At 72.2% G+C, this 22,191-nt stretch carries 16 protein-coding genes; 14 read left to right on the top strand and 2 right to left on the bottom strand.

Annotated elements, in window-relative coordinates; genetic code table 11:
* Positions 1-5 precede the first annotated feature (5 nt).
* A complete protein-coding gene (locus ACFZBU_RS22265; RefSeq protein WP_391585367.1) occupies positions 6-1,184 on the bottom strand; it encodes a methyltransferase domain-containing protein in 1,179 nt (392 codons plus the stop codon).
* A gap of 245 nt (positions 1,185-1,429) precedes the next feature.
* On the opposite strand from ACFZBU_RS22265, the gene groES reads away from it, so the two are divergent.
* From groES to ACFZBU_RS22250, 3 genes are all read left to right on the top strand, one after another.
* Complete coding sequence (gene groES / locus ACFZBU_RS22260) at positions 1,430-1,738, top strand: co-chaperone GroES (protein WP_161359282.1); 309 nt, start codon at positions 1,430-1,432, stop codon at positions 1,736-1,738.
* Positions 1,739-1,872: 134 nt separating this feature from the next.
* Positions 1,873-3,501, top strand: a complete 1,629-nt coding sequence (gene groL, locus ACFZBU_RS22255; RefSeq protein WP_391585366.1) for a chaperonin GroEL — start codon at positions 1,873-1,875, stop codon at positions 3,499-3,501.
* 177 nt (positions 3,502-3,678) lie between these two features.
* Positions 3,679-4,497 (top strand): SDR family oxidoreductase, encoded by an 819-nt coding sequence (locus ACFZBU_RS22250; protein WP_391585365.1) that lies wholly within the window; start codon positions 3,679-3,681, stop codon positions 4,495-4,497.
* A 106-nt stretch (positions 4,498-4,603) separates the two neighbouring features.
* Here ACFZBU_RS22250 and ACFZBU_RS22245 read toward each other — a convergent pair whose 3' ends face one another.
* Positions 4,604-4,948: a WhiB family transcriptional regulator gene (locus ACFZBU_RS22245; protein WP_391585364.1), complete on the bottom strand. Its 345-nt coding sequence runs from the start codon at positions 4,946-4,948 to the stop codon at positions 4,604-4,606.
* 502 nt (positions 4,949-5,450) lie between these two features.
* Between ACFZBU_RS22245 and ACFZBU_RS22240 the strand changes: the two genes are divergently transcribed.
* From ACFZBU_RS22240 to ACFZBU_RS22190, 11 genes are all read left to right on the top strand, one after another.
* A complete protein-coding gene (locus tag ACFZBU_RS22240; protein WP_020549179.1) occupies positions 5,451-6,062 on the top strand; it encodes a response regulator transcription factor in 612 nt (203 codons plus the stop codon).
* Between the two features lie 233 nt (positions 6,063-6,295).
* On the top strand, positions 6,296-6,889 hold the full coding sequence (shbA, locus tag ACFZBU_RS22235) for an RNA polymerase sigma factor ShbA (RefSeq protein WP_391585530.1): 594 nt from the start codon (positions 6,296-6,298) through the stop codon (positions 6,887-6,889).
* Complete coding sequence (locus tag ACFZBU_RS22230; RefSeq protein WP_020549177.1) at positions 6,886-7,092, top strand: hypothetical protein; 207 nt, start codon at positions 6,886-6,888, stop codon at positions 7,090-7,092. The genes shbA and ACFZBU_RS22230 overlap by 4 nt, the downstream gene beginning before the upstream one ends.
* Positions 7,093-7,316: 224 nt before the next feature.
* Positions 7,317-8,819, top strand: coding sequence for an IMP dehydrogenase (gene guaB / locus ACFZBU_RS22225; protein WP_391585363.1), 1,503 nt, complete (start codon positions 7,317-7,319; stop codon positions 8,817-8,819).
* A gap of 150 nt (positions 8,820-8,969) precedes the next feature.
* Positions 8,970-10,085, top strand: a complete 1,116-nt coding sequence (locus ACFZBU_RS22220) for a GuaB3 family IMP dehydrogenase-related protein (protein ID WP_391585362.1) — start codon at positions 8,970-8,972, stop codon at positions 10,083-10,085.
* 207 nt (positions 10,086-10,292) lie between these two features.
* On the top strand, positions 10,293-11,999 hold the full coding sequence (locus ACFZBU_RS22215) for a glycerol-3-phosphate dehydrogenase/oxidase (protein ID WP_391585361.1): 1,707 nt from the start codon (positions 10,293-10,295) through the stop codon (positions 11,997-11,999).
* Positions 12,000-12,265: 266 nt separating this feature from the next.
* Positions 12,266-14,110 (top strand): serine/threonine-protein kinase, encoded by a 1,845-nt coding sequence (locus tag ACFZBU_RS22210; protein WP_391585360.1) that lies wholly within the window; start codon positions 12,266-12,268, stop codon positions 14,108-14,110.
* Between the two features lie 327 nt (positions 14,111-14,437).
* Entirely contained in the window at positions 14,438-16,153 is a 1,716-nt protein-coding gene (locus ACFZBU_RS22205; RefSeq protein ID WP_391585359.1) for a serine/threonine-protein kinase, read from the top strand.
* Positions 16,154-16,361: 208 nt separating this feature from the next.
* The gene (locus tag ACFZBU_RS22200) at positions 16,362-18,212 is read left to right on the top strand and encodes a protein kinase (RefSeq protein WP_391585358.1); all 1,851 of its coding nucleotides are present in this window, start codon (positions 16,362-16,364) and stop codon (positions 18,210-18,212) included.
* Positions 18,213-18,415: 203 nt separating this feature from the next.
* Positions 18,416-19,801, top strand: a complete 1,386-nt coding sequence (locus ACFZBU_RS22195) for a dihydrolipoyl dehydrogenase family protein (protein WP_391585357.1) — start codon at positions 18,416-18,418, stop codon at positions 19,799-19,801.
* Positions 19,802-19,941: 140 nt separating this feature from the next.
* Positions 19,942-21,531 carry a succinic semialdehyde dehydrogenase gene (locus tag ACFZBU_RS22190; protein ID WP_391585356.1) on the top strand — a complete coding sequence of 530 codons (1,590 nt, stop codon included), beginning with the start codon at positions 19,942-19,944 and terminating at the stop codon, positions 21,529-21,531.
* Positions 21,532-22,191 lie beyond the last annotated feature (660 nt).

The raw sequence follows: 22,191 nt of genomic DNA, 5'->3' as shown, positions 1-22,191 counted from the left end.
CCCGCCTACGCCGTCGACACCGGTTGCCCGATCAGCATCGTGGGCGCGCCCGCCACCCGGGTCAGCAGCACCGTGGCCGCGTTCGGGCCGGTCGGCCTGACCCGGCGGCGGACCTCCTCCGGCTCGACCGCCGAGCCGCGCTTCTTGACCGTGAGGTTGCCGACCCCGCGCTCGCGCAACAGCGCCTTGAGCCGCTTCAGGTTGAACGGCAGCACGTCGGTGATCTCGTACACGCTCGCGAACTCCGTGCCCACCAGCCGGTCCGAGGTCAGGTAGGCGATCGTCTCGTCCACCAGGTTGCCGTCCACCAAGTCGCCGACCTCGGACACCAGGTGCGCCCGGATCACCGCACCGTCCGGCTCGTAGAGGTAACGGCGGATCGGGCCCACCGGCGCCGGGCGGGCCCGGCCCGAGGTCAGCGCCGCGCCGCCGGGCAGCACGGTGGCGCGCAGGGCGGTGTGCGCGAGCCGGCCCCACCACAGCACCGCCTCCTTGACGTCGCCGCGATCGGAGACCCACTCGGCCTCCATGCCCGCGGGCACGATCTCGTGCGGGATGCCCGGCGCGACCTTGGCCGCGCCGCAGGGCACCCGGGCGGCGAGGGTGGTCAGGAACGAGAACGGCGGCGCGTAGGCCTCCGGGTCGAAGGTGCGTCCGCGTGCGGTGCGCCGGGCCGGGTCGATCAGGGCCGCGTCGTAGCCGTCGAGGTCCACCTCGGTCACGTCCGCGCACTCGACCGTGAGCAGCCGGGCCAGGCCCAGCGCCTCGGCGTTGGCCCGGGCCACCGCGCAGGTCAGCGGGTCCAGGTCGACCGCGTGTACGGCGATCCCGGCGCGGGCCAGCGCGAGCGCGTCGCCGCCGATGCCGCAGCACAGGTCCACGGCCCGGTCGATGCCGCCGGCCGCGACCAGCCGGGCGGCCCGGTGCTCGGCCACCGAGGTACGGGTGGACTGTTCCAGCCCATTGGGGGTGAAGTACATCCGCGCCGCGTCCGCGCCGAACTTGGCCCGCCCGCGCTGCCGCAGCCGGGACTGGGTGAGCGCCGCGGCCACCAGCTCGGGCGGGTGTTCCCGACGCAGCCGGGTGGCCAGCGACAACTCGTCGCCGACCGCGTGGTCGGCGAGCAGGTCCAGCAGCGAACGGCCCTCGTCGGTGAGCAGCGCGGTGAAAGCTTCGGTGTGCACGCGGTCATTCTCGCCGAGCGAGTCGGCCCGCCGATTCGACGGCCACCGGTATGAACAATGCGATCCGACGCGCTGAATCTGGCACTCTGGTTGACGGAGTGCTAACCGCCACCTAGTGTCTGTGCTGGCACTCTCCCCATGAGTGTGCCAGTGCGATACGAGCAGGTCCGGCACCCGCGACGACGGATCTGTCCCATCGCCGACAGACATTTTTCCGTGAGATCTCCGAAGGGGGAGGTCGCATCGTGACGACCGCCAACACCAAGGTTGCCATCAAGCCGCTCGAGGACCGCATCGTGGTTCAGACGCTTGAGGCCGAGCAGACCACCGCGTCGGGTCTCGTGATCCCGGACACCGCCAAGGAGAAGCCCCAGGAGGGCGTCGTCCTGGCCGTGGGCCCGGGTCGTTTCGAGGACGGTCAGCGTCTGCCGCTCGACGTGAGCGTCGGTGACACCGTGCTGTACAGCAAGTACGGCGGCACCGAGGTGAAGTACAACGGCGAGGAATACCTCGTTCTCTCGGCCCGCGACGTGCTCGCGATCATCGAGAAGTGACATCGCGCTGACGCGCCGGAACCGGTGACGGTTCGACGACCCCGCCCCGGATCGCCCTGCCCTCGCGGCCGGTGGACCCGGGGCGGAGTCGGTTGTACGACGTCGACTAGCAACCTTTAAGGACGAAGACCCTCATGGCGAAGATCCTCCAGTTCGACGAGAAGGCCCGACGGTCGCTGGAGCGCGGCGTCAACGCGCTGGCCGACACCGTCAAGGTCACGCTCGGCCCGAAGGGCCGCAACGTCGTGATCGACAAGAAGTTCGGTGCCCCGACCATCACCAACGACGGCGTGACGATCGCCCGTGAGGTGGAGCTCGAGGACCCGTACGAGAACCTCGGCGCGCAGCTGGCCAAGGAAGTCGCGACCAAGACCAACGACATCGCGGGTGACGGCACCACCACCGCGACGGTGCTCGCCCAGGCGCTGGTGCGCGAGGGTCTGCGCAACGTGGCCGCCGGTGCGGCCCCGATGGACCTGAAGAAGGGCATCGACCTCGCCGTCGCCGCGGTGTCCGAGCAGCTGCTCAAGACCGCCCGCGCGATCGACGGCAAGGACGACATCGCCGCCGTCGCCGCGCTCTCGGCGCAGGACAAGCAGATCGGCGAGCTGATCGCCGAGGCCATGGACAAGGTCGGCAAGGACGGTGTGATCACCGTCGAGGAGTCCCAGACCATGGGTCTGGAGCTGGAGTTCGCCGAGGGCCTCCAGTTCGACAAGGGCTACCTGTCGCCGTACATGGTCACCGACCAGGAGCGTATGGAGGCCGTCCTCGACGACCCGTACATCCTGATCCACCAGGGCAAGATCTCGGCCATCGCCGAGCTGCTCCCGCTGCTCGAGAAGATCATCCAGGCCGGCGCGTCCAAGCCGCTGCTGATCGTCGCCGAGGACGTCGACGGCGAGGCGCTGTCGACCCTGGTCGTGAACAAGATCCGCGGCACGTTCAACGCCGTCGCGGTCAAGGCCCCGGGCTTCGGCGACCGCCGCAAGGCGATGCTGGAGGACATGGCGATCCTGACCGGCGGTCAGGTCATCGCCCCCGAGGTCGGCCTCAAGCTCGACCAGGTCGGCCTGGAGGTGCTCGGCAGTGCCCGTCGCATCACCATCACCAAGGACGCGACCACCCTGGTGGACGGCGCCGGCGACGCCGCCGCGATCGCCGACCGGGTCAAGCAGATCAAGCGCGAGATCGACGACACGGACTCCGACTGGGACCGCGAGAAGCTCCAGGAGCGCCTCGCGAAGCTGGCCGGCGGCGTGTGCGTGATCCGCGTGGGCGCGGCCACCGAGGTCGAGCTCAAGGAGAAGAAGCACCGTCTCGAGGACGCGGTCTCCGCGACCCGCGCGGCCATCGAGGAGGGCATCGTCGCCGGCGGCGGCACCGCCCTGGTACACGCCGTCTCCGTGCTCGCCGACAACCTCGGCCAGACCGGCGACATCGCGACCGGCGTCTCGGTCGTGCGCCGCGCCGCGGTCGAGCCGCTGCGCTGGATCGCCGAGAACGCGGGCCTCGAGGGCTACGTGATCGTGAACAAGGTGCAGGAGCTCGGCGTCGGGCACGGCTTCAACGCCGCCACCGGCGAGTACGGCAACCTGGTCGACTCGGGCGTCATCGACCCGGTCAAGGTGACCCGTTCCGCGCTGCAGAACGCCGCGTCGATCGCGTCGCTGCTGCTCACGACCGAGACCCTGGTCGTCGAGAAGCCGGCCGAGGAGGAGCCCGCCGCGCACAGCCACGGCGGCCACGGCCACTCGCACTAGTTTCACCCGCGACACCCCCGACGGGCCCGACCGCTTTCCAGCGGTCGGGCCCGTCGGCCTTTCCGGTGCCGGCCCGATCTGCGAGAGTGCCCGGAGCCGTTGACTGACGGTCCGTCAGAAGCCTGGTCGGGCGACTGTCGTCGAGCACTGTCGGTCGAGCACCATCGAAGGAGAAGCATGGGTACCTACGCGATCACCGGCGCGGCCTCGGGCCTGGGCGCCGCCACCAAGGCCCGGCTGGAGGCGGACGGTCACCGGGTGATCGGCGTCGACCTGCACGACGCCGACGTCGAGGTGGACCTGAGCACCACCGAGGGCCGCACCGAGGCGATCACGAAGGTCACCGAGCTGTCCGGCGGCGTGCTCGACGGCTTCGTGCCGTTCGCCGGGCTGGCGGCGGCCACCGGGCGCTCGGGCGGCCTGCTGGTGGCGGTGAACTACTTCGGCGCGATCGCCCTCCTGGAGGGGCTGCGCCCGCTGCTGGCGGCCGGGACGAACGCGTCCGTCGTGCTGATCAGCTCCAACTCCACGACGGCCCAGCCGAACTGGCCGGTCGAGGTGGCCGAGTTGTGTCTGGCGGGCGACGAGGCGGGCGCGGCGAAGGCCACCGAGGCGTTCGGCGAACTCGCCGCGCTTCAGGCCTATCCGGCGAGCAAGGCCGCGCTCGCGTGGTACGCGCGGACCAGGTGCGCCGAGTACATCGCGGACGGGATCCGGCTGAACGCCATCGCGCCGGGCCTGATCGAGACCCCGATGACGGCCGAGGGGCGCAAGGACCCGCTGACCGCCGAGGGCATGGAGATGTTCCTGAGCACGATCCCGGCCGGCCGGGGCGGCCGACCCGAGGAGATCGCCGCGCTGGTGGCGTTCCTGCTCGGCGGCGAGTCGACGTTCTTCGTCGGCTCGGTGGTCTTCTGCGACGGCGGCACCGACGCGGCGTTCCGGGGCAAGGACTGGCCGAAGGTGTGGGAGATGGACATGTCCGCGTTCGGATAGCCGACCGGCCGGCCGCACCCGGTGACACGTGCGTGACGAGGCTCGGCGGCCGGCCCCCGATCGGGGGCCGGCCGCCGAGCCTCGTTCGGTTGTGGCCTTCGATGTCTCAGTGCCTCAGCGCCTCGGACCCGCGGTGCGCCACGGCTGCCGCCGCCCGCTCCGCGGCGACCCCGTGCCGGCGGTCGCTGTCGAGTTCGACCCGTTCGTCCTCGGTGAGCCCGCCCCATACGCCATACGGCTCGCGCACCTTGAGGGCGTGCGTGGCGCACTGGCGACGGACCGGGCACCGCATGCAGACTTCCTTGGCCGAAGCCTCTCGGGCGACCCTGGCGGCGCCGCGCTCGCCTTCGGGATGGAAGAACAGTGCGCTGTCGACTCCGCGACAGGCTGCCGAGAGCTGCCAGTCCCACAGATCGGCGTTGGGGCCGGGGAGTCGCGAGAAATCAGCCATGACTCGTCCCTCTTGCTTATCGCGTACGAGTTGTCGGTGAGCAGGGTTGCCACCTCGGGTGCAGACCGTGCAGAACAGTCGTGATCAAGCGATCAGAAGTAGGTGCGACTGTGTCACGAATTGATCAGTTCCAATCCTAATTCCCACTTATGCACCTAAAGCAGAAAAAATTACTCACTCTGGTGGCGTATGGGGGCGCAGGGGGGCGTGAGTGGGCGCAAACCGGCGGGATTCGGAGCGGCGACGCCGTGGAATGTGACGGTGGGTGCGCGAGGGATCACCCCTGCGTGTCCTCGGGGTTGGTCGTGTCGTTGTCGTAACGGCGGAGCGGAACTCCCCCCGTAACCCTTTCGAGTGATGCTCGTTGGGGTGGGTGAAGCGGTTGGCGACGAAGGCGGTCGGGGTCGAACCCCGTGCCCCGTCCTTCGGGACCGCCGCAAAGGAAACGGTACGTACAGGCGTGGAGGCTCAACGTGACGCGGATCCACTGCGGAGGCCGGCGATGACGACCGTCCTGGTCTGCGACGATTCCCCGCTGGTCCGGGAGACCCTGCGGCGGGCGGTGGCCACGGTCCCCGGCGTCGAGAGGGTGACGACGGCCACGAGCGGCGAGGAGGTACTGCGGCGCTGGGGCGCGGAGCGGTCCGATCTCGTCCTCATGGACGTGCGGATGCCCGGGCTCGGCGGCGTCGAGGCGGTGCGCCGCCTTCTGGCCGGCGACCCCGGCGCACGGGTGATCATGCTGACGATGGCCGAGGACCTGGACGGTGTGGCCCTCGCGGTCGCCGCCGGGGCTCGGGGATATCTGCACAAGGACGCGTCGCGCGCGGAACTGCGCGCGACCGTCTCCCAGGCGCTCGCCGATCCGACCTGGCGGCTCGCACCCCGGCGACTGCGCTCGCCGGACATGGGCGTGGCGCCGACCCTGACGGCACGTGAGATCCAGGTGCTCGAAGGCATGAGCCACGGGCGCAGCAACGCCGAGATCGGGCGTGAGCTGTTCCTGTCGGAGGACACGGTCAAGACCCACGCACGCCGGCTGTTCAAGAAGCTGGGCGCATCCGACCGGGCCCATGCGGTCGCGCTCGGATTCCGGTGGGGACTCGTGCGATGACGCACGCACGCGAGGACTCCCCCGGCCGTGGGGGCCCGGGGAGTTGCTCCCCGGGTGGGCACGGTCGGTGGGGACTTGTGCGATGACGCGCGTGCCGGCGGCCCCCGACGGGCGAGGGTCCGTGCGGTGATTGCCGTTGCCCGGGGGGCCGGATGAGTCCCCCGGGTCGGCATGGCCGCGATTCGGTCGCCGATCCCTGCATACTGAATGGCATGGGTGGGACCCCCGAGCGAATGCCGGACGAGCCGTACGAAGCACACGCGCAGGCCGACGACGGCATGCGTGCCGTCGTGGTTCGCGCGGTCCGAGGGGACGTGCAGGCGACCGACGAACTGCTCGCGTACGTCCGACCACTGGTGTTGCGCTACTGCCGGGCCCGGCTGGGTCGGGTCTCCGGCGCCGAACACGCGGCGGACGACGCGGCGCAGGAGGTCTGCCTGGCGGTGCTGTCCGCACTGCCGCGCTATCGCGACGAGGGCCGTCCGTTCGAGGCGTTCGTGTTCGGCATCGCGGCACACAAGGTGGTCGACGTGCAGCGCGCCGCGATGCGCGGCGCGGTGCCCACGTGCGATCTGCCCGAGGCGGTGGACGACCATCCGGGCCCCGAGGATCAGGTGGTGCGGCGCAGTGACGCCGCCCACGCCCGGGCCCTGCTCGGTCGGCTGCCCGACAACCTGCGCGAACTGCTCGTGCTGCGGGTCGCCGTCGGGCTCTCCGCCGAGGAGACCGGGCGGGCGATGGGCATGTCGCCCGGTGCGGTGCGAGTCGCGCAGCATCGTGCGCTGACTCGCCTGAGGGCGTTGGCGGGCGAGGAGAAGACCGCGTGAGCGGCGGCGGTGTGCGGCTCGGCGGCCGATCCGGCACCGCCGACCTGGGCCTGCTGCGCCAGGACGACGAACTCGTCGAGCAGTTGCGGAGGCGCCGCCCCACCCCCGCCCAGGACCGGGTCGCTCGGCTGTTCGGTGCGCTGCTCGCCGAGGTCGACGGCACCGCGGCGAACCGCCGTCGGGCGGTGCCCGACCGCTGCTGAGGCGGGCCGGGAATGGCGCGGACCCGGTGGGTGGTTGTGCTCACCATCGGCAAGCGGGCTCGAAGCACCGCGCGGGGCCAGTAGCATGAACCCTCAATCCACCCATCCGCTTGCCGAGAGCGCGTTCCGCCGTACCCGGGGACCCGCCCCCCGTCTTTTCGAGGAGCGGGCCGGCGGGGAGCGGACCGGCGGAGCGGTCCATCGGAATACCTTCGGAAGGTGTCATGAGTCTCACGGCCGACGGCGTACCCGAGAAGTTCGCGATGCTCGGGCTGACGTACGACGATGTCCTGCTGCTGCCGGGCGCGTCCGACGTCGTGCCGAGCGAGGTGGACACCTCCGCCCGGGTCACCCGCAACATTCGCGTCCGGATCCCGCTGCTGTCCTCCGCGATGGACACCGTGACCGAGGCCCGGATGGCGATCGCCATGGCCCGTCAGGGCGGCGTCGGCGTGCTGCACCGCAACCTCTCGGTCGAGGACCAGGCCGCGCAGGCGGACACGGTCAAGCGCTCCGAGGCCGGCATGGTGCTGGACCCGATCACCATCGGCGCGGACGCCACGCTCCAGGAAGTCGACGCGCTGTGCGCGCGGTTCCGGATCAGCGGCGTCCCGGTCACCGACGACAACGGTCGCCTGCTGGGCATCGTGACCAACCGCGACCTGCGCTTCGAGGTCGACCACTCGCGCCGGGTGCGCGACATCATGACCCCGATGCCGCTGGTCACCGGCAAGGTCGGCACCACCGGCGACCAGGCGATGGAACTGCTGCGCCGGCACAAGGTGGAGAAGCTGCCGCTGATCGACGACGCGGGCAAGCTGCGCGGGCTCATCACGGTCAAGGACTTCGTCAAGAGCGAGCAGTACCCGAACGCGACCAAGGACGCGGACGGCCGGCTCGTGGTCGGCGCCGCGATCGGCACCGGCGACGACAGCTACCGCCGGGCGCAGGCGCTGGTCGAGGCCGGCGTCGACTTCATCGTGGTGGACAGCGCGCACGGCCACTCGCGCAACGTCCTGGAGATGATCGCCAAGGTCAAGGCGAACACCAAGGTCGAGGTGATCGGCGGCAACATCGCCACCCGCGACGGCGCGCAGGCCCTGATCGACGCGGGCGTGGACGGCGTCAAGGTCGGCGTCGGCCCGGGCTCGATCTGCACCACCCGAGTGATCGCGGGCGTGGGCGCGCCGCAGGTCACCGCGATCTACGAGGCGGCCCAGGCGGCCCGCGCGGCGGGTGTGCCGGTGATCGGCGACGGCGGCCTGCAGTACTCCGGCGACATCGCCAAGGCGATCGCGGCCGGCGCCGACACGGTGATGCTCGGCAGCCTGCTCGCGGGCTGCGAGGAGAGCCCCGGCGACCTGATCTTCATCAACGGCAAGCAGTTCAAGTCCTACCGGGGCATGGGCTCGCTCGGCGCGATGCAGTCGCGCGGCCAGGCCAAGTCCTTCTCCAAGGACCGCTACTTCCAGGACGACGTGCTCTCCGAGGACAAGCTGGTCCCCGAGGGCATCGAGGGCCAGGTCCCCTACCGGGGCCCGCTCTCCGCCGTCGCGCACCAGCTGATCGGCGGCCTGCGCGCGTCGATGGGCTACGCCGGTGCCGCCACCGTCGCCGAGCTCCAGGACAAGGGCCGCTTCGTGCGGATCACCTCGGCCGGGCTCAAGGAGTCGCACCCGCACGACATCCACATGACCCAGGAAGCGCCGAACTACCACTCGCGCTAGTCCGTGTGCGATCCGCCGGACCCGGCCGGATCGCACCGCACCCCGAGGGGCTTCGTCCGTACCGCGGGCGGGGCCTCTCGGCGGTTTGCCCGCCCCGTACCCTGGGATACGGGTTTTCCCATCCACCGATTCCAGCAGGAGAGGCGCAACGTGACTGAGGTCGAAATCGGCCGGGGCAAGCGTGGCCGGCGTGCCTATCACTTCGACGACGTCGCCATCGTCCCCAGCCGGCGGACCCGGGACCCCGAAGAGGTCTCGATCGCGTGGCAGATCGACGCGTACCGGTTCGAGTTGCCGTTCCTGACGGCACCGATGGACAGCGTCGTGTCGCCGCAGACCGCGATCGAGGTCGGTCGCATGGGCGGCCTGGGTGTGCTCAACCTCGAAGGGCTGTGGACGCGCTACGAGGACCCGACGCCGCTGATCGAGGAGATCGGCGCGCTGGACGAGGACGCGGCCACCCGGCGGATGCAGGAGATCTACGCCGAGCCGATCAAGGAGGAACTGATCGGCGCGCGGATCAAGCAGATCCGCGACTCCGGCGTGGTCACCGCCGCAGCGCTGTCGCCGCAGCGCACCGCGCAGTACCACAAGGCCGTGATCGACGCGGGCGTGGACGTGTTCGTGATCCGCGGCACCACGGTCTCGGCCGAGCACGTGTCCGGGCGGGCCGAGCCGCTGAACCTCAAGCAGTTCATCTACGACCTCGACGTGCCGGTGATCGTCGGCGGTTGTGCGACCTACCAGGGCGCCCTGCACCTGATGCGGGCCGGCGCGGCCGGTGTCCTGGTCGGCTTCGGCGGCGGCGCGGCGCACACCACCCGCCGCGTGCTCGGCGTCGCGGTGCCGATGGCGACCGCGGTGGCCGACGTGGCCGAGGCGCGCCGCGACTACCTCGACGAGTCGGGTGGTCGGTACGTGCACGTGGTCGCCGACGGCAGCGTGGGCCGCAGCGGCGACATCGCCAAGGCCGTCGCGTGCGGCGCGGACGCGGTGATGATCGGCTCGGCGCTGGCCCGGGCGAGCGACGCCCCCGGCGCCGGCCACCACTGGGGCTCGGAGGCGCACCACCCCGAGCTGCCGCGCGGTCGGCGGATGAACCTGGGCGCGGTGGGCACGCTGGAGGAGATCCTGCTCGGTCCCTCGCACGTGTCCGACGGCTCGATGAACCTGTTCGGCGCGCTGCGTCGGGCGATGGCCACCACGGGCTACTCGGAGCTGAAGAAGTTCCAGCAGGTCGAGGTCACGGTCTCGCCCGCGCACTGACCGAAGTCGTCGAACGGCCCCGAACACCCCTGGTGTTCGGGGCCGTTCGCGGTTGTGGCGGCGGCTCCCGGTGGCCCGGCATCGGCGCCCGAACGCACTCGGGACGACGGGGCGCGTGGTCGCCCACGGGCATTGGGTAGACGGGGGAGGGGCGAGTCGCCCGATCGGTGTGGTCCGGTAGGTGGGGATCGGTTTCGGAGGTGGCTGATGCGGACCACGGCGATGGGACCCGCGGAGCGTACGCGGGCGCTGCGACGGATGGCCGAACGCGAGTCGGACGTGGTCGTGGTGGGCGGCGGCGTGGTCGGTGCGGGTACCGCCCTCGACGCGGCCACGCGCGGCCTCTCGGTGGGCCTGCTGGAGGCGCGCGACTGGGCGTCCGGCACCTCCAGCCGGTCCAGCAAGCTGATCCACGGCGGCCTGCGCTACCTGGAGATGCTCGACTTCGCGCTCGTGCGCGAGGCGTTGCGCGAGCGCGGGCTGCTGCTGCAGACGCTCGCGCCGCACCTGGTCAAGCCGGTGTCGTTCCTGTATCCGCTGCGCGGGCGGGGCTGGGAACGGCCGTACGTCACCGCCGGGGTGACGCTCTACGACGCGATGGCCGCCTCCGCCGGACGCAGCCGCGGGCTGCCCCGGCACCGGCAGCTGACTCGACGTCAGGCGCTGCGCCTGGCCCCGGCGCTGCGCAAGGACTCGCTGGTGGGCGCGGTGCAATACCACGACGCGCAGATGGACGACGCGCGCTACACGTTGACGCTCGTGCGCACCGCCGCCGGCTACGGCGCGCAGGTGGCCTCGCGCGCCGCGGTGACCGGATTCCTGCGCGAGGGCGAGCGGGTGGTCGGCGTGCACGTGCGCGACATGGAGACCGGCGGCACGTACGACATCCGGGCCGGGCAGGTGGTGAACGCGACCGGGGTGTGGACGGACGAGACGCAGGCGATGGTGGGCGAGCGCGGGCAGTTTCACGTGCGCGCGTCCAAGGGCATCCACCTGGTGGTGCCCAAGGATCGCATCCACTCCTCGACCGGCCTGATCCTGCGCACCGAGAAGAGCGTGCTGTTCGTGATCCCGTGGGGCCGGCACTGGATCGTGGGCACCACGGACACCCGTTGGGACCTGGACAAGGAGCACCCCGCGGCGAGCCGGGCGGACATCGAATACCTGTTGGAGCACGTGAATCGGGTGCTGGCGGTGCCGCTCACCCGCGAGGACGTCGAGGGTGTGTACGCGGGCCTGCGCCCGCTGCTGGCGGGCGAGTCGGACGCCACGTCGCAACTCTCGCGCGAGCACACCGTGGCACACCCGGTGCCCGGCCTGGTGGTGGTCGCGGGCGGCAAGTACACGACGTATCGGGTGATGGCCTCGGACGCGGTGGACGCGGCCGTACACGGGTTGGACCGCAAGGTCCCGCCGAGCTGCACCGAGACGGTGCCGCTGGCGGGTGCGGAGGGGTACCCCGCGCTGTGGAACGCGCGGGCCTCGATCGCGGCCCGGGCCGGGTTGCACGTGGCCCGGGTGGAGCACCTGCTGAACCGGTACGGGTCGATGATCGAGGAACTGACCGCGCTGATCGCGGACGAGCCGGAGTTGGGCTACCCGCTGGACGGCGCGGACGACTATCTGGCCGCCGAGGTGGTCTACGCGTGCACCCACGAGGGCGCGCTGCACCTGGACGACGTGTTGGATCGGCGGACCCGGGTGTCGATCGAGATGTTCGACCGCGGCGCCCGGGCCGCGCGCGCGTGTGCCGCCCTGATGGCCCGGGTGCTCGGGTGGGAGGAGGAGCAGCAGCGACGGGAAGTGGACTACTACCTCAAGCGGATCGAGGCGGAGCGCTCCTCGCAGGAGCAGATGGACGACCACACGGCGGACGCGGTGCGGCTGGGTGCGCAGGACATCGTGCCAGGGTAGAGGGCGCCCCTCCGGTCGGGAACCGCCCGGCCTGAGTCGGGTCCGACCGCGCTGCGGATCCGGGCGGTCGGGCCCGCCGCGGTTGATCGTCCGGCGGCGTGGGCACCTTCCCGGGCGTCGCCGCGTTCCACCGATACGCCGGCCAGGTGTCTTTCGGCGATGTTCGTCCCCGAACCGGTGGACCCCACCAGCCGCCGGACTGGAGTATGGGAAAGGCAACCACCCGATTGCGCGGCGGGGCCGCGGCTGCATGGGGAGCGAGAGATTTGACCGACCCGGAGGCACCGGAGCGTTTGGTCGCGGGGCGATACCGCCTGGGTGATCAACTGGGCCGGGGCGGGATGGGCACGGTCTGGCGGGCCGTGGACACCATGCTCGATCGCGACGTGGCGGTCAAGGAGATGCGGCTGCCCCGCTTTGTGGACGACGACGACCGCAGCACGCTGAGTGCGCGGATGTTGCGCGAGGCCCGGGCGGCGGCCCGGATCGACCATCCGAACGTGGTGACTATCTTCGACGTGGCCGAGGAGGACGGGCGGCCGTGGATCGTGATGGAACTGGTCCGCGGTCTCTCGTTGGCCCAGGAGTTGGACAAGGAGGGGCCGATCCCGCCCGAGCAGGTCGCCGAGCTGGGTCTGCGGCTGCTCGCCGCGCTGGAGGCCGCGCACGAGGCCGGTGTGCTGCACCGCGACGTCAAGCCCGCCAACGTGCTGCTCGCCCGCAACGGCCGGGTCGTGCTCACCGACTTCGGGGTCGCCTCGGTCGAGGACAGCGCGACCCTCACCCAGGCCGGCGCGATGGTGGGATCGCCCGAATACCTGGCACCCGAGCAGATCGCCGGCGAGCCGCCCGGACCGCAGGCCGACCTGTGGTCGCTGGGCGCCACCCTGTTCGAGGCGGTCGAGGGCCGTCCGGCGTTTCGCCGCAACACGCACGCGGCCACCCTCGCCGCGGTCGCCGCGGGCCGTTTCCCGGAGGTCTTCCTGGCCGGTCCGCTGACCCCGGTGCTCCGGGCGCTGATGGTCAAGGACCCCGCTCGTCGCGCGTCCCCGGAGCACGTGCGCGATCTGCTCGCGGAGGTCGCCGAGGGCGCGCCCACACCGGCCGGCGGCCTGATCGCGGAGCGCTTCGTACCGGACCGCTCCCGGCCCGGCCCGGTCCGTCGGCACGGCGTGCGGGTGTCCGGCCGGCCGCAGACGGCGATTCGCTCGCAGACCCCCCGGCCGCCGGGCAAGGTCGGCACCGGCGCCTCGCGGCCGCACCGGGGCAGCCTGCACGAGACCTCGCCCAACGTGCGACTGCCCCGCGAGGGCGGCGTCTTCCGGGCCCGCTACCGGCGCTGGCCGCGCTGGTGGTTCCGGCACTGGACGACCATCCTGACCTCGGTGGGCATCGCCACCGCCGCCGGCGCGCGCTGGCTGGCCGCGTTCGGCAGCTGGACCGGGATGTACACGATCGTGCTGCTCGCGCTCGCGTTGAGCGTGTGGCTGGTGCTGCCGCACCGGCGGATCTCCCGGTCCGTGCCGGTCGCGATGTTGCTCGGAGTGATCGCCGGTGGTGCCCTGGAGGCCGCGAAGATCAATCCGAATCCGATCGTCGTGGGCGCCCTGATCGGCGGCTGCCTGGTGGTCGGCCCGCTCGTGGACAACAAGGTGATACCGCGACTGCGCCGTCGGCGACGCACCGATCTGGGCTTCGCGCTGCCCGTCCCGGAGGGCTGGACCTGCACGGACAGCCCCAGCGGCCTGACGGTGGCCGATCCGGACCGGCTGATCTCGGTGACCGTCACCGTCGACCGGGGCATCGTGATGGCCCCCGAGGAGTCGGTCGCGCACCGCGAACACGGCAGTATCGGCGGCCGGGAACGGTTGGACGGCGAGGACTACGAACGCCTGCTCCTGCGGGTCACCGACTACCGCGGGCACGAGGCCGCGGAGTGGGAGTACGTCTGGCGCGGACAGGACCTGACCACCTATCACGGCAAGGACCTGGTGGTCCGCACCACGTCCGGCGTGCGCTACTGGCTGACCGTGCGCGGGCGGGACGACCTGTGGGGCACCGCCGGCGCGTACTACGAGCACGCGCGCGGACACCTGTCGATCGCGGGTTGATCCGGGGCGACCCGGGAAGGATCGGGTCGGCACGCGCGATCGGGCGACCGTCGTCCGGGCCGGCCGCCGACCCCCGGGGAGCACGCACCGCACGATCGACACATGCCCTTGTTCCGGGCCGGACCCGGGACTTCCGGATCGTTGGCCCGGACTCCGGTTCGATGCCGGTGCGTTCGGTCCTCGTCACGGCCCGGAGCGATTTCGCCGGGTGGCCGAACACAAGCCCTCGGGCGGAACCTTCGGAGCACGCCGGACGTCCTACACGTGACGCCAATGACGCGCCGACAAGGCGGATCGGGAGATGTCCACGGTCTTGGGGAGGACCACGTGGCACACGACAGCGACACGCACGGTCGCTTGGTGGACGGGCGCTATCGGTTGGGCGAACCGCTCGGTCGGGGCGGGATGGGCACGGTCTGGCTGGCCTTCGACGAGCTGCTGCGCCGGGACGTCGCGGTCAAGGAGGTCCGGATACCGGACGACCTGGACGAGATGGAGACCCAGGGGCGCTGCGAGCGCGCACTGCGCGAGGCCCGCGCGGCGGCCCGGATCACCCACCCGAACGTGGTCACCATCTTCGACGTCGCCGAGGACGACGGGCGCCCGTGGATCGTGATGGAGCTGGTCCGCGCCCCCTCGCTCACCGACGTGCTGGACGAGGGTCGGATGGCCCCGCACGAGGCGGCCGAGGTCGGCCTGGCGGTGCTTGCCGCGTTGCGCGCCGCGCGTGCCGCCGACGTGCTGCACCGGGACGTGAAGCCCAGCAACATCCTGATGGCGCCCGGCGGCCGGATCGTGCTGACCGACTTCGGCATCGCCACCGTGGCCGGCTCGGTCACCCTCACCGCGACCGGGATGCTGGTCGGGTCGCCCGAATACCTCGCGCCGGAACGTGTGCTCGGCCGTCGGCCCGGGCCCGCCTCGGACCTGTGGTCGCTCGGGGTGACGCTGTATCAGGCGGTGGAGGGCTTCTCGCCGTTCCGGCGCACCGGCGCGATGGACACGCTCACCGCCGTGCTCACCGACGAGCCCGCGCCGCCGCGCCGGTCCGGCGCGTTGTGGCCGGCGATCGAGGGTCTGCTGCGCAAGGACCCGCTGGAGCGCGCCGACGAGGACGAGACCGAACGACTGCTGATGGCGGCTCTGGTCAGCGGCGGTGTGCCGGCCTCCGAGGCGCGGGGTGTGGAGCTGCCGATCCCGCCGGGCACCGCGACGGTGGAGGACCCCGCCGGGGTGCGGGGCGTCACGCACTCGTCCCGGCAGCCCGCGCCGCAGCCGACGCCCACCCCGCCGACGCCGCAGGTGCCGCCGGCGCCGGTGTGGCAGCAGGAGTCGCCGGTGACCCCGGCGCCGCCGTTCGGCGCGGTGAGTCGGGCCGATCCGGACGGGCCGACCGGCGGCTACCCGATGACCGGGGAGCACGCCTACTCGCCCGCCGACGCGCTGCACGGTTCGGCCACCGCCGACGACCGGCCGAACCCGGTGCTGATCGGCGCGGCCGGCGGGTCCGGCGGCGCGGCCGGCTCCTCGGCGCCGAACGCCGCAGCCAGGAAGCGGCGCCGCACCATCGCGCTCGGCGCCATGGTCGTCGCCGCCGTGAGCGCGCTGGCGATCTGGGTGCCGTCCGCGCTGGGTAGGCAGGGCGACGGCGAAACCGGCTCGGACTCGCCCAGGAACGGCGGCGTGTCGCAGGGCGCCTCGGTCGCCCCGAACGCGCCGGGCAGCCAGGGCCGCAGCGACGTCCTGCACACCACCGGGACCTCCGGCGGCGCCGGGCAGAACGACACCGGGACCTCGGGCAACAGCAGCCAGGGCGGTGGATCGACCCGCACCGCGCGGCCGACCCACACCACCGACCCGGGCACGGCCCGCCCGTCCACCACGGCCCCGACCACGTCGCGCCCGCCGACCACCAGCCGCCCGCCGACCACCAGCCGGCCGCCGGTGACCACGCGTCCGCCGACCGACGCGTCCAAGGGCGGCAGCGGTGGTGCGCAGAGTGGTGCGCCGCTCAACGAGGGCGGTGCGGGCACCACGAACTGACCCGGGAAAGGCACGTGCGAACCGCCTGTCGGCCGACCCGCCGGCTGTCGTGGGCCGGGTCGACGCTCCGCCGGCGCGTACCCGTGCGGGCGATCGGCGCCCCCCGAGGTTTCGATCCGCCCGCCGCACCCGGGGCCGTCGCATCTAATGTGACGGGTTCTAGTCTGGAGATGGCCGGCGGGACAGTCGGCTGACGCGGGGAGGGTAAGTGGCACAGACCGGGGGCACGCGCGGCCGGATCGTCGGCGGGCGCTACCGGTTGGGCACCATGCTCGGCCGAGGCGGCATGGGCACGGTGTGGCGTGCCGTCGACGAGATGCTGCACCGAGACGTCGCGATCAAGGAGTTGCGGCTGCCGGACCACCTCGACGACGAGGAGAAGGAGCTCGCCCGCGAGCGCACGCTGCGCGAGGCGCGCGCGGCCGCCCGGATCGGTCACCCCAACGTGATCACCATCCACGACGTAGTCGAGGACGGCGGCATCCCGTGGATCGTGATGGAGCTGGTCGAGGCCCAGTCGCTCGCCGAGATCCTGGAGACCCAGGGCACGCTGACCCCGGCGGATGCCGCCGAACTCGGTCTCAAGGTGCTCGACGCGCTGCTCGCCGCCGACGAGAAGGGCGTGGTGCACCGCGACGTCAAGCCCGCGAACATCCTGGTCACCACGCACGGGCGGGTGGTGCTCACCGACTTCGGCATCGCCACCGCGACCGGCACCGCGACGCTGACCACGACCGGCATGCTGGTCGGCTCGCCGGACTTCCTGGCGCCCGAACGGGCCGAGGGCAGACGTCCGTTGCTCGCCGCCGACCTGTGGTCGCTGGCGGTCGTGCTCTACATGGCGGTGGAGGGCCGGAACCCGTTCCGCCGGGGCACGATGATCAGCACGTTGAACGCGATCCTGACCGACCAGGCCGATCCGCCCCGGCACGCGGGCGCGCTCGAAGCGGTGATCGACGGCTGGCTGATCAAGGACCCGGACCAGCGGATGGGCGCCGAGGAGGGGGCCCGGATCCTGCGCGAGGTGGCCGCCTCGACGCCGTCCCGGCAGTTCGACGCGGTACCGCCGCCGCCCACGCACAGCCTCGGGGCGCCGGAGCAGCCGACCACGCCGGCCGGGGCGTACGACCCGCACCAGCACGCGCAGCCGGGATCCGAGAGCGGCGCGGCCCAGCACCCGGGCGGCAACACCCCTCCCGGCGCGTGGTCGCAGCCGGGGTATTCGCCCGCCGACCCGGGAGCGTCGGCGACCCGCACCTCCTCGATGGCCGGCACGCCGCCGCTTCCGCCGCAAACCCCGCCGGAGCCGTATCGCCCGGTGCCCGAACCCCGTCGCCGCGGCACCGGTCGCGTCGTCGCGGTCGTCGCGCTCGTGGTCGCGCTGATCGTGGGCGGGGTGGTGGTGGGGATCCTGGTCACCAAGGACGACGGCAAGGACGACACGGCCGCGAATCCGACTGCGCCGCAGACGGGCGGGCCGAGCACGCCGGGCCGGTCCTCCGGCCCCACCACGTCCACCGGCGCATCCGTGGTGCCACCGGCCCAGCCGCCGTCGCCGGGCAGTTCGAGCGGCGGCACGGCCGCGCCGGCCACGCTGCCGGGCTATGTGTGGACCAGGGACCAGATGGGCTTCAGCCTGTTCGTGCCGACCGGCGCCAAGCGTGAGGTGACCGGGGTGGAGAAGGACCAGATCGACTACCGCACCGCCGACGGCAAGGTGTTGATCCGGATCGGCCTGACCAAGGTCGGCGGGAACCCGCTCGCCAACTTCCGCACCAACGAGAAGAACTTCAAGTCCGTCTACTCGACGAGCTACAAGCAGATCCAACTCGACGACTACGCCGGATATCGGCCGGGCTGGCAGGCGGCGGTCTGGGAGTTCACCTGGACCGGCGACCCGCTCGCCACCGGCACCAAGAAGCCGGCACACGCGATGGACCTGGGCATCGTCACCGACAGGAACACCGACTACGCGATCTACGTCGCGTCGTACGAGACCGACTGGACCAAGGCCCACGACGCGTTCCAGAACGTCGCGAGCTACTTCCAGCAGAACTGAGCGGTTTCCGGCCGACCGAGCGGCATGCCGGCGGAACCGAGCCGGCCGATCCGGCACGGGCGGCCGACGGGACCGACGGATCGACCCGACCGGGTGATCGGCGGAACCGGACGGCCGCCGGCACCCCGCGCGCGGCGCCGCTCGCCGAATCATCGGATCCGGCGGGGTACCGTGCGAATTACCCGACCCACCCGGAGGTACCCGTGAGCCCGCAGTCCCCCGACCCCATCGACGTCGACGTGATCGTGCTCGGTCTCGGCGTCGGCGGTGAGGCCGTCGCCGGCAACCTGGCCGCGGCCGGGCTGGAGGTGGTGGGCATCGAGGACGGCCTGGTCGGCGGCGAGTGTCCGTATTGGGGCTGCATTCCGTCCAAGGCGATGGTGCACGCGGCCGACCTGGCCCGGTTCGAGGCGCGGCCGGACTGGTCGAAGGTCGCCGCGCGGGTGCGCGAGCTCACCGCCGACTGGAACGATCGGGCCGCCGTGGACCGGCTCGTGGACAAGGGCATGACCTTCGTGCGCGGCGCCGGCCGGATCACCGACGTGGACACGGTCGAGGCGACCGGCGCCGACGGCGTCGTGCGGCGCTTCCGGGCCCGGCACGCGATCGTGGTCGGCACCGGCACGAAGGCGTTCGTCCCGCCGATCGAGGGACTGGCGGACACCCCGCTGTGGACCAATCGCGAGGCGATCGAGGCGGATGCGGCACCGCGCTCGCTCGCGGTGCTCGGTGGCGGCGCGATCGGTCTGGAACTGGCCCAGGTGTTCGTCCGGTTCGGCACGGACGTGACGATCGTGGAGAACGGCGACCGGGTGCTGGCCGCCGAGGATCCCGAATCCTCGGACCTGGCCGCGTGGGCGCTGACCGAGGACGGCGTGCGGATCCACCTGGGGGTGCGGGCCGAGCAGGTCGCGCACGACGGCAAGACCTTCACGCTCTCGCTGTCCGACGGGCGCACGATCGAGGCGGAGAAGCTGCTGGTGGCCACCGGCCGCCGGGTGGACCTGGTCGCCCTCGGCGCCGAGGCGCTCGGCGTCGACCCGCACGCGCACGCGCTGCCGGTGGACGGGCAGTTGCGGGTACAGCCCGGTGGCGAGCCGCCGGCGGTCTGGGCGGTCGGCGACGTCACCGGCCAGGGGGCGTTCACCCATGTGGCGATGTACCAGTCGGCCATCGTGACCAAGGCGATCCTGCACACGACGGGCCGCGGTGCGGCGGGTCCCGACGCGGACCACAGCGCGCTGCCGCGGGTGACGTTCGTCGACCCGGAGATCGGCGCGGTGGGCCTGACGGAGCATCAGGCCCGAGCCGCCGGCCTCACCGTGCGGGTCGGCATCGCCGATCTGGCCGCCTCCTCACGCGGGCACATCACCGGCGCGCGGGGTTTCGTGAAGGTGATCGAGGACGTCGACCGGGGTGTGCTCGTCGGTGCGACCGCCGCGGGTCCGGCCGGCGGCGAGATCCTGGGCGCGCTCGTGGTGGCCGTGCGCGCGGCGGTCCCGGTGGCCACATTGCGGGACATGATGTACGCGTATCCGACCTACCACCGCACGATCGAATCGGCGCTGGCGGACCTCGACACGGACTGAGCACGGACCGAGCACGGACCGAGCACGGCGGGGCGGGCGAGGGCTTTCGGCCGGTCGTTCGGGGCGGGTACGCGGATTGTGCGCGCCCTTGCGGCGGGCGGTCCTTGTTACCGGAAAGTAGTGCTGTCTACGCTGGCGCCATGACGGACATCGCAGCGCCCGCGCCCGCAGCAGCAGCAGCACCCATCGACCTGCCGAGCCTGCCCGTCGAGCGGCTCGCCCGGCGCGTGGTGACCGGCCCCGTGCCGACCATGGTGACCACCAGGAGTCCGTTCGACGGGTCGCCGATCGCCGAGCTCCCCGAGTCCACGCCGGAGAACGTCACCTCCGCCTTCGCTCGCGCGCGGCTCGCGCAGACCGCGTGGGCCAAACGTTCCGTGCGTGAGCGGACGGCGGTGTTCCTGCGCTTCCACGACAGGGTCCTGGAGCGTCAGTCGGAGATCCTGGACATCATCCAGACCGAGACCGGCAAGGCCCGCAAGCACGCGTTCGAGGAGGTTCTGGACGTCGCGCTGTGCTCGCGGCACTACGGCCGGCGGGCCGTGGGCTATCTGCGCGAGCGCCGTCGCGCCGGGGCGCTGCCGGTGCTGACGAAGGCGATCGAGGTGCGGCACCCCAAGGGCGTGGTCGGCCTGGTCTCGCCGTGGAACTACCCGCTGGCGCTGTCCATCGGCGACGCGATTCCGGCCTTCATCGCGGGCAACGCGGTGGTGATGAAGCCGGACACGCAGACCGCGCTCACCGCGTTGTGGGCCCAGGACGTGCTGATCGAATGCGGCCTGCCCGAGGACCTGTGGCAGATCGTGCTCGGCGACGGCCCGGTGGTCGGCACCGCGGTGGTCGAGGGTGCGGACTACGTCGGCTTCACCGGCTCCACCCGCACGGGCCGCGAGGTGGCCCAACGGGCCGCCGCACGCCTGGTCGGCGCGTCGCTGGAACTGGGCGGCAAGAACGCGATGATCGTGCTGGCGGACGCGGACCTGGACCGGGCCGCGGAGGGCGCGGTGCGCGCGTGCTTCTCCTCGGCCGGTCAACTGTGCATCTCGATCGAGCGGATGTACGTGCACGCCGACATCCACGACGCGTTCCTGGACCGCTTCCTGGCCCGGATCCAGACCATGCGGCTCGCGGCCGGCTACGCGTGGGACACCGACATGGGCTCGCTGGTCTCGCGCCGTCAGTTGCAGGCAGTCACGCGCCACGTGGACGAGGCCCGGGCGGCGGGTGCGCGGGTGCTGATCGGCGGCACCGCGCGACCGGACCTGGGGCCGCTGTTCTACGAGCCGACGGTGCTCGCGGACGTCACGCCCGAGATGGCGGTCTGCGCCGAGGAGACGTTCGGCCCCGTGGTGTCGGTGTACCGGTTCACCGAGGAGGAAGAGGTCGTCACCCGCGCGAACGAGACCGCGTACGGGCTCAACGCGAGCGTGTGGACGCGGAACACCCGACACGGCGGCGCGCTGGCGCGGCGGCTGCGTGCGGGGACGGTGAACGTCAACGAGGGCTACGCGGCGGCCTACGGCAGTGCGGGTGCGCCGATGGGTGGCATGGGGGACTCCGGGCTCGGTCGGCGGCACGGCGCCGAGGGCATCATGAAGTTCACCGAGGCACAGACCGTTGCGACCCAGCGGCTGTTGCCGATCGCCGCGCCGTTCGGGATGAGCGACGAACAGTGGGCGCGGTCGCTGACCCTGTCGCTGCGGGTGATGAAGGTGCTTCGGGTGCGGTAGCGCTTCGCTTGGTGTGGGGTTTTGTGCCCACCCGCCCGCCCGTTGCGTGAGGTGGGAAGGTTGCGGATTTCGGGCGGGGGGGGGGGTGGGCGGACCGGGGCCTCGTGGCCAGGGGCGGGGGTGCCTGTCCCCTTCGGGGCCACGGGTCGGGCGGTTGCTTTGTGCCGGGTTGGGCGTTCCATGTGGGCCCTGGGCTTGGCGGCGGTGCGGATCGGTGTGTGGGGCGTGGGGTGCGGCTCGCGGGGCGTGCGGGTGCGGAAGGGTGAATTCCGGGCCGCGGGCGGGGGCGGAGTGGGTGACGCCAAGTCGGGACAAAGTGACATCTATCGACCGGTTAATGATCATCATTTGCGCTAACCGGACGCCTTTGGCTCGGGTTCGCGGTTCGGCGGAACCGCCGATGCGGGGCGGGAATCCCGCTACTCTTGGCGCTGCCGGCGGCAATGGCGTGAAAGATCCGCTTCGCGGTGAATGCTTTGCGGTGAATGAGGCACGTCGGAGTTCGGTGCGTTCGGGGCGATCCACGGATCGGCCCAAGGCGCGGCGGGGGGGGGGGGGGGGGCGGCCCCCCCCCCCCCCCCCGGGGGGGGGGGGGGGGGGGGGGGGGGGGGGGCCCGCCCCGCCCCCCCCCCCCCCACCCCCGCCCCCCCCCCCCGCGCC

Origin of the sequence: Embleya sp. NPDC008237 (assembly GCF_042956465.1) — a bacterium.
In the GTDB taxonomy this organism is placed as follows: Bacteria; Actinomycetota; Actinomycetes; order Streptomycetales; family Streptomycetaceae; genus Embleya.
This window is presented reverse-complemented; position numbering and strand designations above follow the sequence as displayed.

Coding starts and splice junctions, on each gene's coding strand:
- ACFZBU_RS22215 (WP_391585361.1), top strand. CDS start 10,293: ATGCGGACCACGGCGATGGGACCCGCGGAGCGTACGCGGGCGCTGCGA.
- shbA (WP_391585530.1), top strand. CDS start 6,296: ATGCCGGACGAGCCGTACGAAGCACACGCGCAGGCCGACGACGGCATG.
- guaB (WP_391585363.1), top strand. CDS start 7,317: ATGAGTCTCACGGCCGACGGCGTACCCGAGAAGTTCGCGATGCTCGGG.
- groL (WP_391585366.1), top strand. CDS start 1,873: ATGGCGAAGATCCTCCAGTTCGACGAGAAGGCCCGACGGTCGCTGGAG.
- ACFZBU_RS22250 (WP_391585365.1), top strand. CDS start 3,679: ATGGGTACCTACGCGATCACCGGCGCGGCCTCGGGCCTGGGCGCCGCC.
- ACFZBU_RS22240 (WP_020549179.1), top strand. CDS start 5,451: ATGACGACCGTCCTGGTCTGCGACGATTCCCCGCTGGTCCGGGAGACC.
- ACFZBU_RS22245 (WP_391585364.1), bottom strand. CDS start 4,948: ATGGCTGATTTCTCGCGACTCCCCGGCCCCAACGCCGATCTGTGGGAC.
- ACFZBU_RS22190 (WP_391585356.1), top strand. CDS start 19,942: ATGACGGACATCGCAGCGCCCGCGCCCGCAGCAGCAGCAGCACCCATC.